This is a genomic window from Macrococcus sp. S115 (assembly GCF_030067655.1).
Classification (GTDB): domain Bacteria; phylum Bacillota; class Bacilli; order Staphylococcales; family Staphylococcaceae; genus Macrococcoides; species Macrococcoides psychrotolerans.
The window spans coordinates 38712-56719 of record NZ_JASJES010000005.1; the positions used below are offsets into that span (position 1 = coordinate 38712).

An 18008-nucleotide genomic window follows, 5' to 3' on the forward strand; every position below is an offset into this window, starting at 1 on the left:
TCAGATAAGGATGTCTATACGTCTTATCTGTCAGCATAAGCTGCAGGAATTAGCACCTTACATATTGCAGGTTGCTGGACATCAGCGGGCCTGTCCCTCCGTCCGTCTCGATAAGTGTTTAATTGTTATCAATTATATTAGAGCTTTAAAGCATGATTGTCAATAAGATAACTTATTTTTCAGATATTATCCGAATATCTGTACTTCGTTCGATCCGTTCCAGTTCATCGCTTTAACTTCAATTACAGTCAAGAAGATGTCCCGCGCCTTTTTATACGAAGAGAAATCAAAAGGATAAATTCTTGCAAGTTCCCATTTGAACGCACTATAACGATCTCTCTCACTTGAAAATGTTCGAAAATAATCTCTTAACTTAATGCGTTTCAATAATTCTTCATCTGCCTCTTTATACACAAAAAGATGAAATTGATGATCCTTTGTAGCATATACTTTATAACATACTTCTTTACAGATTAAATGATATCCAAGTTCAGCTAACTTTAGTTCTTCAATATCATGCTTCACCTCTACAGCAATATCTATCGTCGCACGTGCGTCCATACCTGGTACCGCAGTAGACCCAATATGATGAATCGCACTAATATTTTTTAACTTCTGAAGCACTCTTTTCTTTTCGCCTATATAAAGGTGCTGCCATATACTATCGTAAGGTACTATCATCACTTGTTTCATCCTTTCCCCTCCTTCTTTAGATACATTTTAAAATATTATACTTCTTTGCACACAAATTCACAAACTATTATATTGAGTAAATAATAAATTCATGATATTATTAATCCCGAGTTATCTGATAAGAATAATAATATTAGGAGTGTACCGATGAGTTTACCTTTTATGGACATCTTTAAAGCATGGGCATCAGATTATGATGATGCTGTAACAGGACAAAATCCCGAATATAAAGATGTATTCTCAAACTATGATTTTATGATAGAAGAAGCAACAAAACACGCAGGAAAACGCGTAACAGAATTTGGTCCTGGAACTGGGAATTTAACAAACATGTTATTACAGCGCGGATTGGACGTACAGGCTGTAGAACCAAGTATTGATATGACAAAGTTAGGTGAGGCTAAGACAGGTATTACGTTCGAACGTGGCGATTTCCTGAACTTCAATGCTAGAGAAACAGATACATTTATTTCTTCTTTTGCTTTTCACCACCTTACAGATAAAGAAAAGAAAGAAGCGATTGCCCTTTATAAGCCGCTTCTCTCCGAAGATGGAAACATCATTATATTGGACACAATGTTCAATTCCTTAGATGAAAAAGAACAGATTAAATCACATTATGACGCACGAGGTTACCATAATCTTGTCGAAGATCTGGAAAGAGAATATTATCCATTAAAGGAGACAATGGAAGAGATTGCCAACGGCTTGGGATTTGATTATCAATCCACTCAGATGAATCGTTTCGCTCATCTTCAAATATTAACTAAAAAAAAAGTAAAAACTCCTGCTGATTTAATCGGTAATACACCGCTAGTGGAACTTAAGCATTTTCCACTGAATAAAGGAAACCGTCTATTTGCAAAACTTGAGTTCTATAATCTGGGCGGCTCTGTAAAAGACAGACTGGGTGTCAACATTTTAGAACAGGCTTTACTTCGTGGTGATATTCAAAACGGTACAGTTGTTGAAGCTACAGCTGGTAATACAGGAATTGGTCTTGCACTCATCTGTCAACAGTATGGATTAAAGCTACATGTCTATGTTCCCGAGAAATTCAGCATCGAAAAACAAAGCATCATGCATGCATTAGGGGCTGAAATCGTAAATACCCCTACAGAAAAAGGAATGCTCTTCGCACGCGAAGAAGCGCTGAAATTCGCTCAAGAAACCGGTGCATTCTATACAAATCAATTTGAATCAGCAGATAATCCTTCAAGCTACGATAAACTGGCAAAGGAGATAAAAAGAGATGCTGGGAAGGTTGATGCAATCGTTGCTGGTGCAGGCAGTGGAGGAACATTTACAGGTCTTGCAAAGCACTTCAAAGAAAGTCATCGCGTTATCGTAGAGCCTGAAGGTTCGATATTAAATGGTGGAGAATCTGGTAGTCACCGCACAGAAGGCATCGGCGTTGAAAAATGGCCCGTGTTCTTAGATAAAGATTTAATCGATGCCGTTGAAACAATTTCTGATATCGATGCCTTTACACGTGTCTCAGAACTTGCCCAAAAAGAAGGTCTGCTTGTCGGTTCTTCAAGCGGAGCCGCGCTACATGCCGCACTTAAAACCCAAGAAAATATGACTGATAGCAATATCGTCGTAATATTCCCTGATGCAGCTGAGCGATACTTATCACAACAAATATTTGATATTAAAGGAGAATAGATTATGCAAAAGAAAACAATGATGATTCATGGTGGAAATACAATAGATGAATACACTGGAGCTGTAAACCCTCCAATTTACCAAACAAGTACCTACAAACAAGATGGCATCGGGAATATGCGTCAAGGCTATGAATATTCTCGTTCAGCGAATCCAACACGTACAGCATTAGAATCATTAATCAGTGACTTGGAATCAGGTGATGCTGGCTTTGCATTTGGTTCAGGTATGGCTGCAATATCTTCTGTAATCATGTTACTCAATGCTGGCGATCATATCGTTGTTGGTAGCGATGTATACGGCGGAACTTATCGCGTCTTCACAAAAGTCTTCGAACGCATCGGTATTAAATCAACATTCGTTGACACAACCGATATCGAAGCAGTTGAAGCGGCAATCAATGAGAATACTAAGATGCTTTATATCGAAACTCCTACCAATCCATTACTTAATGTAACGGATATTCGCAAAATGGTTGAAATCTCTAAAGCACATAACTTAATTTCTGTTGTAGACAATACATTTATGACACCTTACTTCCAGAATCCACTTGAACTTGGTGCAGATATTGTACTTCATTCAGCAACGAAATATATCGGCGGACATAGCGATGTTGTAGCCGGACTGGTTGTAACACGCACACCTGAGCTTTCTGAATCAGTTGGCTTTATACAGAATTCCGTAGGTGGTATACTTGGACCTCAAGATAGTTTCTTACTTGTGCGCGGTATTAAGACACTTGCAATTCGAATGGAACAAACAGAACACTCAACATTAAAAATCATCGAATTCCTCCAAAAACAAAGTGCCGTAACAAATATCTTCCATCCTGTCTTGCTTGATGAACAAGATAAGAAAATTCACGAATCACAAAGCAAAGGTTACGGTGGAATGGTATCATTTGATGTAGGATCTAAAGAAAATGCCGAAAACTTAGTAAAAGCAACGAAATATTTCACTTTAGCAGAATCTTTGGGTGCAGTAGAAAGTTTAATTTCTGTCCCGAGCCAGATGACTCATGCTTCGATCCCTAGAGAACGTCGCCTTGAACTTGGTATTACAGACGGTTTAGTTCGAATCTCTGTGGGTATTGAGGATAGTGAAGACTTAATTGCAGACTTAGAACAAGCATTTAAACAATTAAATTAGGAGTGACGCTTATGACTAAAAAAATGAACGTTGAAAGTTTCAACTTAGACCACACGATCGTCGATGCACCATTCGTACGATTAGCGGGTATCAAAGAAGGTATCAATGGTGATGTAATTCATAAATATGATATTCGTTTCAAACAACCAAATAAAGAACACATGGAGATGCCTGCACTTCATTCATTAGAACATTTAATGGCTGAAAACATCCGTAATCATACAGATAAAGTAGTAGACATCTCTCCTATGGGATGTCAGACTGGCTTCTACGTTTCACTTATCAATCACGATAACTATGAAGATGTGTTAGCAATATTAGAAAACACTTTGAATGATGTATTAGCAGCTGATGAAGTCCCTGCTTGTAATGAAGTGCAATGTGGCTGGGCAGCGAGTCATTCTTTAGAAGGTGCAAAAGCAATCGCACAGGAAATGCTATCTAAAAAAGACAGATGGCATGTAATTTATCAGCCTGGAAAAGAACCACAAGCATAATTAATTGATATATCAATAAGTGGCACACATGAAACTTCATGTGTGCCACTTATTTTTAAAATCTTATTAAATTTGTAGCTGCATATACATCATCATATTCATTTAAAACATTAAGCTGTTCATCTACAATATCCAAGTGATATGGACCAGTTGCTTCATTAATCTTCTCTATCTTATCAAGCGACACATCATCATGCTTCTTAAAATTAAAAGTAACACTATAGTCCGTCTTCTCACCAGTACCGTATACAAGTTCTCCTAAAACCTTCTCTGTTCCATTACCTTCAAATAAAAACTTCAACTCATTTGGTAACGTAAATCTAAAGCGATAGTGGGGAGTATTATGCATTAAATAATCATATAATATTCGATCAATTTTATAATCTAATCTAAATGAAATACCATGTTCATTATGCGTTGCCACTAAATTCTTTATCATAAAATGAGGCATCATAAACGCTTTATCTGCTACATCAGCTGATACAGCTCCAGGTTTAACTAGCTCAACATTCTTACTTTGTTTCTTATCCATAGTATCACCTTGATTCTTCGTTAAAAAATAATAGAGCGCACCACTTGCTGCAGCAAAGATAGCAGCACCAATTGTTTGTTTATATTTCATATGTATTAGCTCCTTTATACTTTTTATTCTTATACCCCATTTCGCTTAGGTAATGCATAAATACAATAAATTACACCGTCACACAAATATTATTTTGCGTTAAATTAATTTTCCCTCAATAAATAATGGAGATGATAATATGTTTACAGAGAAGGAACGTATAAATTTAATACTCTTATATGGACTTGAAGATGCAATTGAATTATATGCTAAATATAATAATCAAGCTTATAAGCATCTGAATGAATATAAAAATATCAATAAACAACTTCTAGAAAAACTATCACTAGCAATCAGTTATATCGAAAGACAAGTTGTTCAATAATAAAAGGAGTAGGTATCTGAGATACCTACTCCTCTTCCATCCTCTAATTCTTACTTCAATTCTTCCAAATAACTCTCACCAAACTCCGGCAATTCAACACCAAAGTTATCAGCAATCGTCGCACCAATTGAAGCGAATGTAGTATGCGATTCTAATTCACGACCACCATCAAACTGTTTACTATACATGAGTAGCGGTACATATTCTCTTGTATGATCTGTTCCCGGCATTGTAGGGTCGTTACCATGGTCTGCCGTAATAATGAGTAAATCATCTTCTCTTAACGCTTCTAATAATTCACCTAGTCTATCATCAAATGCTTTAATTGCATTCATATAACCTTCTTTATCACGACGATGTCCATACAATGCATCAAAGTCCACTAGGTTCAGGAAGCTTATTCCATCAAAGTCAGACTTCACAACTTCTAATAATTTATCCATACCATCCATATTATCTTTCGTTCGGATGGACTTCGTTACACCTTCACCATCATAGATGTCATTGATCTTACCGATTGCGATAACATCACGCCCTGCATCTTGAAGTTCATTCATCACTGTACGTCCAAATGGTTTTAATGCATAGTCATGACGATTTGATGTTCTCGTGAAATTCCCTGGTTCACCTACATATGGGCGTGCAATAATGCGCCCAATTAAATATTTCGGGTCTTTCGTATATTCACGGACTTTCTCACAAATCTCATAGAGTTCTTCAAGCGGGATAATCTCTTCGTGTGCAGCAATTTGCAGTACCGGGTCAGCTGAAGTATAGACGATTAAGTCACCTGTTTCCATCTGGTGTTCGCCCCACTCATCAATAATCGCTGTTCCTGATGCTGGTTTATTAGCTACGACTTTTCGTCCTGTCATTTCTTCAATAGCTGTAACAAGCTCTTTAGGGAAGCCATCCGGATATACTTTGAATGGTTGATCGATATTCAGACCCATGATCTCCCAATGACCTGTCATCGTATCTTTTCCTACAGATGCTTCCGATAATTTCGTATAGTATGCTCCTGGTTTATCGACTTTTTTTACGACCGGAAGTGGTGCAATATTACCTAATCCTAACTTTTCTAAGTTCGGTAATTTCCCTGCATATCCTTCTAACGTATGTTTTAAAGTATGGCTCCCAGTATCACCAAACTTCTCTGCATCTGGTGCTTCACCAATCCCTACAGAATCCATTACGATAAGATGCACTCTTTTAAATGTCATAATATCTCTCCTATTCAGTTATGACTTTATGAATTAACACTGGCGCTTCTGCGTGGTCAGAGATTTCAATATTGTCATAAATTTTGTTCATTACATCCTCTACATTATCACGGTTTGCATAAATTGTTACAAGTGATTCGCCTTCTTCAACTTTGTCGCCAACTTTCTTGCGTAACATCAGTCCTACTGCAAGATCAATCGTATCTTCTTTCGTTGCACGGCCTGCTCCAAGCAGCATAGAAGCAATGCCTAATTCATCAGCAACAATTTTACTTACCACACCTGTGCGTTTCGCCGGTACTTCAATGACATATTTCGCTTGTGGCAACTTCGTTACATCATCAACTACTGATGGATCTCCACCTTGATTTTGAAGGAATGTTTTAAATTTATTCAGCGCTTTACCGTTGTTAATTACCTCTTGTAACTGTCCACGTGCATCTTCAAGTGTGGTTGCTTTACCTGCTAGCACGACCATCTGGCTACCTAGTGTTAAAACAAGTTCTGTTAAATCTTCAGGACCTTCTCCACGTAAAGTTTCAATTGCTTCTTTCACTTCAAGCGCATTACCAATCGCATATCCTAACGGCTGACTCATATCAGAAATAATCGCCATCGTATTACGTCCAACATTATTACCGATCTTAACCATCGCAGTTGCTAACATTTCTGCATCTTTATCTGTTTTCATAAATGCGCCTGCACCTGTCTTAACATCAAGTACAATCGCATCTGCACCAGCTGCAATCTTCTTACTCATAATACTTGATGCAATAAGTGGAATACTATTTACCGTTCCTGTAACGTCACGTAATGCATAAAGCTTCTTATCAGCAGGTGTTAAATTACCTGTCTGGCCGATAACCGCAAGTTTGTCTTCATTTACAAGTTTCATGAAATCATCTTCCGAAATTTCTACATGGAAACCTTCAACTGCTTCCAGCTTATCAATCGTACCACCTGTATGTCCCAGTCCACGACCACTCATCTTCGCAACTGGAATATCAAGCGCTGCAACTAAGGGTCCAAGTACTAAAGTTGTCGTATCACCTACACCACCTGTTGAGTGTTTATCAACTTTAATCCCTTCAATTGCTGATAAGTCGATCTGGTCGCCACTTTCAACCATTGCCATCGTTAAGTTTGCTCGTTCTTCGTCATTCATATCCTGGAAGAAAATCGCCATCGCTAAACTTGATGCTTGATAATCTGGAACTTCACCATTCGTATAACCTTTGATGAAAAACTCGATTTCTTCTTTCGTAAGCGCACGTCCATCTCGTTTCTTTGCAATAATGTCTACCATTCTCATTATAATTTCCTCCTTTTTGTAAACGCTTTCTATAAATTTATAAGGGAAAGGGAATTAATAATCCCCTTTAGCTTCTTCACCTTTTAAAATTTGTACACCTGCACTTGCACCGATACGTGTTGCACCCGCTTCAACCATCGCCATAACGTCTTCATAAGAACGCACACCACCTGAAGCTTTAACACCCATATCAGGGCCCACAGTTTTTCGCATTAATGCGATATCTTCTTTCGTTGCACCACCAGATGAAAATCCAGTAGATGTCTTCACGAAATCTGCACCTTGCGCTTGCGCAATTTCACATGCTTTTACTTTCTCTTCATCGGTCAATAGCGCTGTTTCGATGATCACCTTTGTCGTAACATCTCCTGCAGCATCAACTACTGCTTTAATATCTTCAGCTACTAAGTCATAGTTCTTATCTTTAAGCGCACCTATATTAATAACCATATCAACTTCACCGGCACCATTTGCAATCGCATCTTTCGTTTCAAATGCTTTCACAGCAGGTGTATTCGCACCTAATGGGAAGCCGATAACTGTACACACAAGAACATCAGTTCCTTCTAATAAAGATTTAGCATACTTTACGTGTGAAGGGTTGACACACACACTCATAAATTCATATTCGCGTGCTTCCTGTGCTAATTGAGCTATCTGTGCCTTCGTTGTTTCAGGCTTTAATGCTGTATGATCAATATACTTTGCTAAGTTCATGATTCATCCTCCTTTAATTTCACTTCTATTATATCAGATACTGAACAAAAGTAAAAATCATAAATGAACTTATGTTCAAATCAAAGTAATTTCCTGGCTGTAATACTATCGGTAATGAGCACATTAGGAATATTTCCATTTAGTGCACCACGTATTGCTTCAACTTTATGGTTTCCTCCAGCAACAAGTATGCTCGTTGGTATTTTGCGTAATGTATCGAGCGTAACACCCATCGTACGATCATCTACCCATCTGTCTGCTATTTTACCATCTTTCGTATAGAATCTCGAACAAATATCGCCTACAGCACTCGTTTTCAATCGTTTCACTTCATCTTCAGAGAAAAAACCGAGCTTAAAAAGTAACGCCTCATCTCTAACTGTCCCTGTTGTATAAATCGCAACATTACATTTCGGCGCCATCTTCAATATACTTTTAATATGACGATCGGCACTAACAAGTCTCTTTACTTCCTTATTATCAAATATGACTGGAACCGGTAAGTCTCTCGGAATGGAATTAAAGCTACGCGCAAATAAGGACAACGTTTCATGCGAATGGGTCACCACATCAGAATATGAGACTCCACCTTTAAGCTGAATCGTTTCTACACCATTTAAATTCAATGGTTTCATAAGTTCAGCAACGCGAAACATTGTCTTACCCCAGCTGATACCTACAATATCATTATTCTTCACAGTTCGAGATAAATATTCCGCAGCACATTCAGATATTGCCTTTATCACTGTTTCATTACGATCATTTGTTACATCTTTAATGATCACTTCCTTCAGACCATATTTCTCCCGAATTAAATGTGCTAATTCATCACTCTTCTCGTATGGATCATGAATGATGATTTCAACAATCCCCATATCTCTGGCATGGTTTAATTGTCTTGATACAGTAGGTCTTGATATATCCAGCTCATCCGCAATTTCTTTTTGACCAAGGTTTTCCTCATAGTACATCTTTGCAATCTTTATACATTGCTTCATCTTATCTTCCATTCTCTTCACCTCTACTCTTCAATTCTATATAAAAACAAAAAAAAATACACTCCAAACTATTTGGAGCGTACCAAGTAAATTTATTATTTCAAGAATGATTTAAGCATCCAATTATGTTTCTCAAGGTTACTAATCATACCTAGGAACATATCTGCAGTCATCTCATCATCTGCTTCTTCGGCTGCTGCTTTACCTTCTTCTAATTGTTTAATAATCTTATCGAAGTCTCTCGATAAATCTTTAACCATATCCTCAGCCGTTAAATCTTTCTTCGCTTCTTTAACTACAGATAATTCAAGCGATTCTTTCAATGTCGCAATTGGATGTCCTTGAATTGCTAAAATACGTTCAGCTAGTTCATCGATATATGTACTAGCTTCATTATAAAATTCTTCAAATTTTACGTGTAAGCTAAAGAAGTGAGGCCCTTTAACATACCAGTGATAATTATGAATTTTAGTATATAATACCGTCCAGTTTGCTACTTGCTGGTTTAAAGCTGTTACTACTTTGTTATCATTTGATTTTTTTGCCATTATAAATCTCTCCTCTATCTTGTTTATATTAATTATTATATTATAATCATTCTAATTAATAAAGTATTATGTCTTATTCGAATTTATTTGGGTATACTAATTAAAAAGGAGGGCATTATGCTAAAAAAATACATATTACCAACCATCATAGCAGTTATCGTCTTTTTTATCTTATTCACAATCGATCTCTGGAAAGTACTGTTAATGGACATACTTACTTCTACCCCTTTTATTATACTTTTATGCATTTGCGCATTATTTGCTGCTTTGCTAGCTTATCTCTTCAGCAAACTTGCCTATAAAGTTGATAACGACCCATCACTTGAACATTACGAACAGGATCGTGCAAGCTTTAAGAAATTCTCAGAAATGAATATATTCTTAATCATTTCATTTTATTTTGCACTTGGCTCAATTATGTTAATCAGTTTAAACCATGCACCTTTCTATTTAGGGATTATCAGTATCGTAACACTTATGATCGCAATCGTAATGCGCTATTATGGTTACAGTATGATCAATAAACTTTATCCAGAACGCGACCTTCCAGAAAACTTCGAATCAGACTTTGATGATAAACTCATCGACTCATTAACCAAAGAAGAAATGATTACAATATTTACGGGTCTCTACAATGCATTTAAGTTAACAAATATCATCTTACCTGCAGCAATGTTGTTAATAACAATTTACGGATATGCAACAGGTATCCCTCAACATTTTGCATTAAGTGTTATAGCAGGATGTGCGATTGCAATTAATATTATGTATCAGGTAACGGTAAGAAAATTGATATAAAAATAGCAGTTATCCATTCAAGGATAGCTGCTATTTTTTAACTCTTATTTTTCTTCTACTATTAATGGTTGGTCAGGCTTAACAAAGAACCATAATACAATTGCTACAACAGCTGGAATAATCATCAAATAGAATGTCGTATCCCAACCATAATGCTGTACAAGGTATCCACCAAGCATCGGACTTAAGAAAGCACCCACGTTACCCCATAAGTTCATCCATCCTGATACAGTTCCAGAGAAGTTACGTCCAAGGTCAGTAGCAGAAGCCCAGCTCATACCCATAGATAAACCTACACCACCAAGACATAATGATAAGTAGATTAAATTCATAACCATGTCATTTGTCTGAACAGATAAGAATAATGAAACTGCAAATACGATAAATCCAAAGATTGCAATCAACGCACGCGCTCTAAAACGTGAATAGCCTCTAGAGATAATTGCATCTGAAATTGTGCCACCCGCCATAATCAGTATAAACATCATTAACCACGGCGCTGCTGCTAAGAACTTCATATCCTTTAATACAACATGGTATTCCTCTTGTAAATATGTCGGTAACCAAATTAAGAATAAAGTAATAACAAACTGTACTACAAAGTATTGTCCAGCAATCGCAAAGAAACTGAAGCGCTTGAAGAATAGTCCCCAAGGTGCAGATGTCTTATCTGTCTGAACCACATCACGGTTTTCCATGATGTATGCTTTCTCTGCTTCGTTAACCATCTTATGATGTTCCGGTAAGTCTTTAGCAATGATTGCCCAGATTGCAGCAATAATGATACCAATCGCACCGAAAATAAAGAATACTGCTTCCCAACCGAAAGCTTGATAAATAGCTATTGTTACAAACGGTGCAATAACAGGACCAAAGTATGATCCTGCAAGCAATGCACTTGATGCACGACCTTTTTCACTTTTGGCAAACCAATATGTATTAAATACTGCATTTGAAGGATACATCGGTCCTTCCCCTACACCAAATAAGAAACGCATTGTGTATAATAATCCGTGATTTTTGACAACCCCTGTTAGAATTGTGAATGCACTCCACCAAACAAGTGCAAATGTTAACATTTTCTTAGGGCCAAACTTCTCCGCCATAATACCTGCTGGCACTTGCATTAATGCATAACCTGCTGCAAATACCGAAGCTAACATACCAAACTGTGTCTTATTCATATTCAGATCTTCCATCATTGGTTGCGCAATATATGAGATATTGGCTCTATCCATATATGCAATAACTCCAATCAGAAAGAACATCAGTGCAAACATCCATCTTACTTTAGTAGCTTTTTGACTCATTTAATTCACCTCATTAATTTGTATAGTCATCCTATGACCAATTGACTAGATTAAAAATAACACATGCTGAAAACGATTACAATAACTTTGTGAAATTTTAGCTCAAAAATAAAATATTTGTTATATAACACTGTGAAAAAATACCAAAAAAGCTATTTTTGAAAGAAAATTTCTAATATATATCAGTTTTATTACAAGGTATTTTCGGGATAAATTACACCTCAAAAATTCACAGACTTTCCTTAAGGATATATAGTTTGTGAATTTAGTATCAAAGTTGTATACTAATATTGTAAATAAATATTTGGAGGGATCATTACATGAAAGCAGCAGTATGGCATGGTAAAAAAGACATTCGAGTTGAAGACAGAGAAATCCGTGAAATGCGTGATAATGAGGTACGCGTTAAGGTCGGATATGCTGGAATTTGCGGTAGTGACTTACATGAGTATCAAGAAGGACCAGTATTCGTTCCCGTAGACAAAGAGGATGATCTTACTGGGGGTAAAGCACCTCTAATCATGGGTCATGAATTTTCAGGCACAGTCGTTGAAGTTGGTAAAGAGGTTAAAGACTTCAAAGTTGGCGATCGTGTTTCAGTAAATCCAACTGTGACATATGGTAAAAATACAGATGAACTAGATGTCTATGATGGCTTCAGTTTCCTCGGCCTACATACAGATGGTGGTTTTACTGACTTAGTTAATGTACCAGAAACTAATCTTTACCACTTACCAGATTCATTATCTTTACGTGTAGCAGCAACTATCGAGCCTTTAGCGGTAGGCGTTCAAGCTGTTAAAGAAAGTGGCTTAGAGTTCGGAGACACTGTGGCAATCTTTGGCGCGGGTCCTATTGGTATCTATACGACCCTTGCAGCTCGTGCGGCTGGTGCAAGTAAAATTATTGTACTCGATCTTTCTAAAGAACGTTTAGAAAAAGCAAAAGAATGCGGCGCAACGCATGTCATTAACTCAGGCGAGGTAAACGCGGTAGAAGCAATCAAAGAAATCGTACCAGGTGGAGTAGACCGTTCATTTGAAGTAGCTGGTGTAACACCTACATTTGTACAAGCGATCGATGCTACACGTCCTCGTGGCACAATGGTAATCGTTTCTATTTTTGCTGGTGACATTAAATGGCCACCATTACAATTGACTAATGCTGGTGTGAAAATCACTTCAACAATCGCTTATTCAAGAGCATCTTACCAACAAACAATCGATTTAATGGGTAGTGGTCAAATTGATACAGAGAGTACCATTACCGGGGAAATTGAGCTTGATGATATCGTAGAACACGGTTTCGAAAAATTAACAAATGATAAATCTCAAGTTAAAATCTTAGTTAAGCTTAATGGAGAAGACTAAAAAATAAAAAGTGCTGAGACAAGGTGTCTCAGCACTTTTTTTTATATTAACTTTTCTCTAAAATTCCTTGTATAATCGTTTAGTTCATAGTCTTCAGGTACCTGTTCTGTTCTGACCACAAGTACGTCACACTTTGCATATCTAACGATCGCTTCAGACACACTTCCCATAACGAAACGCTCAAATGAATTGTAGCCACTTGATCCGCACATTATTAAATCAACCTTGTAACCTACTGCAATTTGTTTCGGAATAATATTTTTAGCTGCGCCATGCGCTATAACGATTTCAACATCCTTTACACCTCGGTCTAACGCAATTGCTTTGTACCCTTCTAGCAATTCTTGTGCATAGATATCAGCGTTCTCAGCAAGTGATCCACCTTTGGCATCAACGTTAGCATAAGTTCTAATATCAACAATATGTGTAAGTACAAGTTTTGCATCATTCCTTACAGCTACCCCAATCCCTTTCTCAAACGCATACTCACTGACCTTAGAACCATCTAACGGGATTAATATTGTATTATATTTCATAGTATTCCCTCCGAATCATATTTTCTTATACTTATTGTAACATCCAAGTGTTTTATAATCCTAGATTCTTCATATATTGTTCACGTACATCTGCTTTCAATGTCTCATTAGGCAGGAAATACCAAAGCCCATCTTCTAATATCTCACCGTCTCCTTGAAGCTGAACTTTCTTCACATTGCGAACTGCGCCATTATAACCAGTAGCTAATCCTTTTAAATCATCAAATGATAAATCAGTTACAACATTTCCTTCGATACTTTTCAATAAAGAATCTAATTTCGTTACAGAATCTACGCTTAATACTTTTGTTGCTAATGCCTGAATCACAAGCTGCTGTCTTTCCTGGCGACCGAAATCGCCTCCCGCACCTTCTTGTTTACGACTTCTAATAAATGCCATAGCTCCATCACCATCTAGATGAATTTCTTGTCCTTTTACAAAATTGAATCCACCATAACTGAAAGTAGAATTGCTGACAACATCGATACCACCGACTTTATCTACCATTTCATGCATACCATCCATATTAATCGTCGCATAATAATCGATAGGAACATTCATAAATTTCTCTACAGATGCTACCGCCATCTTTGCCCCACCGTATGCGTATGCATGTGCGATTTTCTCGTTCGTTCCTTTACCTACCATTTCACTGTATGTATCACGAGGGATACTTACCATTTGTGATTTGTTCGTCTTTGGATTGATGCTCATCAGAATAATCGAGTCACTACGTCCAGCATCGCCAGTTGCAAGTCTTTGCTGATTTGAATCAACCCCGAATAATGCAACACTGATTGCATCTTTATTACCGATGTCAACTTTGTCACCACGCAGTTCTGACTTGTCCCTACCTTCTATTTTGTGCTGAATATGCTCTGCCGTTTGTTTCACCTTAAAATATGATCCACCTACAAACCATGCAGCTACTAATAACATGAGTACAAATACGATTAAAAATATTGAAAGACATCCCAGTCTTCTCTTTCTTCTCTTTTCCATAAATCCACCTCTTTTACTTAATAATACAACAATACAAGCCAATATTCATAAGGCTTAAGTATGACTTGTTCCTCTTCTTATGCACTTAAAAGTATACTAATAAAATTTTGATTACACAAAATTTATTTAGTAAAAATAAGTAAATTCCCTCTTAAATTTATACCTTTATATCCCTCACTCAGTAAGCGTCTGATTTCCATATCATCAGTCATTTTCACAGCAACTTCTTCTTCATATATGCAATCTCTATCACGGAATAACGCAAAGATATAGCGAATTTTATCATCATATACGTTATCTAGCGCTACAATCTTCATACCATGGTGAAACTTATCTTTGATGCTCGCGATATTGTCTGGGTGTACTGTAGCCATTATTATCGTATATTTGTCATCGATCTCCTGAAACAGCCATTCTCCTAATTTTTTCTGTAACCCTCTTCCACGATAGTCTGGATGTACAACTGTAATATCAGAGTAGATGAGCCGATCTCTATCAGATGGATCAAGTGCTATATATTTTCCTAGGTAATCGTCTACTGGTATATGCATTGAACGAAATGCTACAATCCTTTCGTCAATCTGACAAATACATAACACACCATCATTCACGTTTTGAACAATCTCTTCTTCAGATAAAGTTACAAGCATATCTTTATTGCCAATTTCCTGTATAGCAGCTTTTTGAACATCTAATATAGCTTGAATATTAGTATTATTAGCGAATTTAATTTTCATTACATTCTCCTTTTAAGAAAAATTTTACTTGCATATTACATAGATATCATGCAAAATATTATACATTGACCGTAATTATTTCGTTCTATCGTCTCAATCAGTCATAATTTTAATATACGTCAAAAAAGAGGGAGTTAAAATGATAAAATTAGAACAGTCAATATTCAAGACAGCAAGCCAAGTCGAGCATGTTTTAAATGCTATACTTTTAAAACGATTCGGAATCACATTTGCTGAATTTCTTATTCTATACAAAGTATATAAAGATAGTAATAGCTCAGTGACAGACATACAAGATGACATTCAATATAAGATGGATTCTGCAAGCATAAAGACTAAGAAACTTAGGGACTTAGGGTTCGTCGTTAAAGAACGTCGTAAAGATGATGAACGTAAAGTATGTGTGAAAATTACAGATAGTGGCTGTGAAATCGTCAAACTAGTCATAGTGGAGCATCAACAATGTATTTATGATAGTATAGGAAATACTTTCACAAAAGAGGACGGTGAAACCCTATTTATCCTTCTTGATAAATACAGAAAAGCTTTCCATCAATATACCGATACGATTAACTAAAAAACTGGGTGCACTTCAATGTGCATCCAGTTTTTTACAGTTCTGCAGATTGTACTTGTTGTCGTAAAAATCCCTGCTGTTCTTCTTTATTGATCTTAACAATCTTGAACCCAGTATAACCATAAACAAGTGAAATGATTGGTACTACAAAATTTAGAATTGCATATGGTGCATAGTCAAATACATGTACACCTAGTGTTGCTAAAATGAATACACCACATGTATTCCACGGTACGAATACACTTGTTAGTGTACCACTATCTTCTAAACAACGTGATAAGTTTTTCGGGTGTAAACCTTTATCAATAAACGCCTTTAAGTACATACGACTTGGTACTACGATACTAATATATTGTTCTGAACATGTTGCATTCACTGTAAAGCAGCTTAACAATGTTGCTGCAATCAAACTACCCGTAGATTTCGCCACAAGTAAAATCTTTGAAATCAATGCTTGTAACATGCCACTGAACTCTAGAATTCCACCAAACGTCATGGCAACAATCGTCATCGAAATCGTAAAGAACATAGATTCCAGACCACCTTTGTTGAATAACTCCATTACAAGTGCATTATCCGACTTCATCACATAACCTTCCTGTAACGTCTTCGCGATGATTTGTAAACTATCTCCTTGAATAAAGAATTGACACCCTGCCCCTAATATTATACCGACGACAAGTGCTGGGACTGCCGGGACTTTAAGCGCCACAAGTACAATGACAGCCACAGGCACTAACAATAACCATGGTGATAATGTAAACTGCACTTCCATTGCTTTCGTGATTGAATCAATTTTTGTCGTATCTAAATGACCACCACTAAACTGACGACCAATAAAAAAGTATGCAATCAATGCAATAATAATACCCGGTATTGTTGTGAAAAACATATGCTTAATATGATCAAATAAATCTGTACCCGTTAAACCTGAAGCTAAATTCGTCGTGTCTGATAACGGACTCATCTTATCTCCAAAGTAACTCCCAGAAACCACAGCACCCGCAATCATCCCTGCTGGAATATCCATACTTAAACCAATTCCCATACCAGCGACACCTACTGTCGCCATTGTAGACCAGCTAGAACCAATTGCAAGTGCAACAATGCTACAAATAATACAAATTGTTACAAGGAACATTGAAGGAGAAATCATCTTCAAACCATAATAGATCATTGTTGCAACGATACCGCCTCCTATCCATGCACCAATGACTAAACCAACAAGGATAATGATGACAATTGCCGGTAGCGCCATCTTAATCCCTCTATACATCATTTCTTCAATTTGTTCCCATGTAAAACCATGTCTATGTGCTACGATTGCTGCGATAGCAGTGCCGATCATCAATGGAATATGTGGTGCTTGCTTAAGTTTTACAACCCAGAATAGCATACAGACAATCATAACAAGTAAAGGCACTAATGCCCAAAAAACATTAATATCTTTTCTTTCAAATGCTTTCTTTTCTTTCCCCATCCGTCATTCTCCCCTTTGTGAAAACGCTTTCTTGTTACATTTTAAAGTAATAAAGAAGAAAAATCTATAATAATTTTTCAAATCACTCCAAAAAAATAAATCTTCCTATAAAACATCTTTTTAATAGGAAGATTATCAAAATATTTGTTATTTTTCATCTGACTTAAGTTTGTCTACAACAATTGTAATAGCCATGCCAATCATAGTAATAAATGAGGCAGCAATTGCATTATCAGGGCCCACGAACATTTGGAGGAATAAATTATTATACATATCTAATTGCATTAAAACATCCATAAACGGCCTCCTATTTTTCATGCTATAATAAGTATACCTATTTTATCAGAAAATTCAAATTACAATTATATTACAAAATATAACCAAATGTATAAAGAATGGAAAACTAAAAAGGGGGGTAAAGTAATATTCAGTGGTATCGCTATTA

General features: G+C 36.6%; 20 protein-coding genes, 1 pseudogene and 1 riboswitch. Of the genes and pseudogenes, 8 read left to right on the forward strand and 13 right to left on the reverse strand.

Translation table 11 applies throughout. The features are described from left to right. Positions 1-20 precede the first annotated feature (20 nt). Positions 21-117: riboswitch (SAM riboswitch) on the reverse strand. A gap of 69 nt (positions 118-186) precedes the next feature. After that, on the reverse strand, positions 187-693 hold the full coding sequence (locus tag QNJ52_RS07195) for a GrpB family protein (RefSeq protein ID WP_283722200.1): 507 nt from the start codon (positions 691-693) through the stop codon (positions 187-189). Positions 694-948: 255 nt separating this feature from the next. On the opposite strand from QNJ52_RS07195, the pseudogene QNJ52_RS07200 reads away from it, so the two are divergent. From QNJ52_RS07200 to QNJ52_RS07215, 4 genes and pseudogenes are all read left to right on the forward strand, one after another. Beyond that, positions 949-1245 (forward strand): annotated as a pseudogene (locus tag QNJ52_RS07200) (class I SAM-dependent methyltransferase); the annotation flags it as partial. A 183-nt stretch (positions 1246-1428) separates the two neighbouring features. Further along, positions 1429-2361, forward strand: a complete 933-nt coding sequence (locus QNJ52_RS07205; RefSeq protein ID WP_241427522.1) for a PLP-dependent cysteine synthase family protein — start codon at positions 1429-1431, stop codon at positions 2359-2361. Positions 2362-2364: 3 nt separating this feature from the next. Then, a complete protein-coding gene (locus tag QNJ52_RS07210; protein WP_219493218.1) occupies positions 2365-3510 on the forward strand; it encodes a bifunctional cystathionine gamma-lyase/homocysteine desulfhydrase in 1146 nt (381 codons plus the stop codon). Between the two features lie 11 nt (positions 3511-3521). Next, complete coding sequence (locus QNJ52_RS07215) at positions 3522-4007, forward strand: S-ribosylhomocysteine lyase (RefSeq protein ID WP_120785880.1); 486 nt, start codon at positions 3522-3524, stop codon at positions 4005-4007. A gap of 55 nt (positions 4008-4062) precedes the next feature. Here the strand turns inward: QNJ52_RS07215 and QNJ52_RS07220 are convergent, their stop codons facing one another. Then, positions 4063-4629 (reverse strand): hypothetical protein, encoded by a 567-nt coding sequence (locus QNJ52_RS07220; protein WP_283722201.1) that lies wholly within the window; start codon positions 4627-4629, stop codon positions 4063-4065. 139 nt (positions 4630-4768) lie between these two features. On the opposite strand from QNJ52_RS07220, the gene QNJ52_RS07225 reads away from it, so the two are divergent. After that, entirely contained in the window at positions 4769-4954 is a 186-nt protein-coding gene (locus QNJ52_RS07225; RefSeq protein ID WP_120785878.1) for a hypothetical protein, read from the forward strand. A 50-nt stretch (positions 4955-5004) separates the two neighbouring features. Here the strand turns inward: QNJ52_RS07225 and deoB are convergent, their stop codons facing one another. The 5 genes from deoB to QNJ52_RS07250 form a co-directional block, all read right to left on the reverse strand. Continuing rightward, positions 5005-6177, reverse strand: coding sequence for a phosphopentomutase (deoB, locus tag QNJ52_RS07230; protein ID WP_283722202.1), 1173 nt, complete (start codon positions 6175-6177; stop codon positions 5005-5007). 10 nt (positions 6178-6187) lie between these two features. After that, complete coding sequence (locus tag QNJ52_RS07235) at positions 6188-7489, reverse strand: pyrimidine-nucleoside phosphorylase (RefSeq protein WP_283722203.1); 1302 nt, start codon at positions 7487-7489, stop codon at positions 6188-6190. Between the two features lie 54 nt (positions 7490-7543). Beyond that, on the reverse strand, positions 7544-8206 hold the full coding sequence (deoC, locus tag QNJ52_RS07240; RefSeq protein WP_219493226.1) for a deoxyribose-phosphate aldolase: 663 nt from the start codon (positions 8204-8206) through the stop codon (positions 7544-7546). 80 nt (positions 8207-8286) lie between these two features. Continuing rightward, positions 8287-9216, reverse strand: a complete 930-nt coding sequence (locus tag QNJ52_RS07245; RefSeq protein WP_219493227.1) for a sugar-binding transcriptional regulator — start codon at positions 9214-9216, stop codon at positions 8287-8289. 83 nt (positions 9217-9299) lie between these two features. Continuing rightward, entirely contained in the window at positions 9300-9752 is a 453-nt protein-coding gene (locus tag QNJ52_RS07250; protein WP_219493229.1) for a Dps family protein, read from the reverse strand. A gap of 117 nt (positions 9753-9869) precedes the next feature. Here QNJ52_RS07250 and QNJ52_RS07255 point away from each other — a divergent pair, with 117 nt between their 5' ends. Next, entirely contained in the window at positions 9870-10550 is a 681-nt protein-coding gene (locus tag QNJ52_RS07255; RefSeq protein ID WP_283722204.1) for a hypothetical protein, read from the forward strand. Between the two features lie 44 nt (positions 10551-10594). On the opposite strand, the gene QNJ52_RS07260 is transcribed toward QNJ52_RS07255, so the two are convergent. Continuing rightward, positions 10595-11860 carry a pyruvate MFS transporter gene (locus tag QNJ52_RS07260; protein ID WP_219493232.1) on the reverse strand — a complete coding sequence of 422 codons (1266 nt, stop codon included), beginning with the start codon at positions 11858-11860 and terminating at the stop codon, positions 10595-10597. Positions 11861-12180: 320 nt separating this feature from the next. Here QNJ52_RS07260 and QNJ52_RS07265 point away from each other — a divergent pair, with 320 nt between their 5' ends. Then, positions 12181-13230, forward strand: coding sequence for a 2,3-butanediol dehydrogenase (locus QNJ52_RS07265; RefSeq protein WP_283722205.1), 1050 nt, complete (start codon positions 12181-12183; stop codon positions 13228-13230). 41 nt (positions 13231-13271) lie between these two features. On the opposite strand, the gene QNJ52_RS07270 is transcribed toward QNJ52_RS07265, so the two are convergent. The 3 genes from QNJ52_RS07270 to QNJ52_RS07280 form a co-directional block, all read right to left on the reverse strand. Continuing rightward, the gene (locus QNJ52_RS07270; protein WP_283722206.1) at positions 13272-13766 is read right to left on the reverse strand and encodes a universal stress protein; all 495 of its coding nucleotides are present in this window, start codon (positions 13764-13766) and stop codon (positions 13272-13274) included. A gap of 52 nt (positions 13767-13818) precedes the next feature. Continuing rightward, positions 13819-14769: an LCP family glycopolymer transferase gene (locus QNJ52_RS07275; protein WP_283722207.1), complete on the reverse strand. Its 951-nt coding sequence runs from the start codon at positions 14767-14769 to the stop codon at positions 13819-13821. A 122-nt stretch (positions 14770-14891) separates the two neighbouring features. Next, positions 14892-15506, reverse strand: coding sequence for a GNAT family N-acetyltransferase (locus QNJ52_RS07280; protein WP_283722208.1), 615 nt, complete (start codon positions 15504-15506; stop codon positions 14892-14894). A gap of 139 nt (positions 15507-15645) precedes the next feature. Here QNJ52_RS07280 and QNJ52_RS07285 point away from each other — a divergent pair, with 139 nt between their 5' ends. After that, the gene (locus tag QNJ52_RS07285; protein ID WP_283722209.1) at positions 15646-16083 is read left to right on the forward strand and encodes a MarR family winged helix-turn-helix transcriptional regulator; all 438 of its coding nucleotides are present in this window, start codon (positions 15646-15648) and stop codon (positions 16081-16083) included. Between the two features lie 34 nt (positions 16084-16117). Here QNJ52_RS07285 and nhaC read toward each other — a convergent pair whose 3' ends face one another. After that, positions 16118-17563, reverse strand: coding sequence for a Na+/H+ antiporter NhaC (gene nhaC / locus QNJ52_RS07290; RefSeq protein WP_283722210.1), 1446 nt, complete (start codon positions 17561-17563; stop codon positions 16118-16120). A gap of 147 nt (positions 17564-17710) precedes the next feature. Next, on the reverse strand, positions 17711-17860 hold the full coding sequence (locus QNJ52_RS07295; RefSeq protein ID WP_219493241.1) for a hypothetical protein: 150 nt from the start codon (positions 17858-17860) through the stop codon (positions 17711-17713). Between the last annotated feature and the right edge of the window lie 148 nt (positions 17861-18008).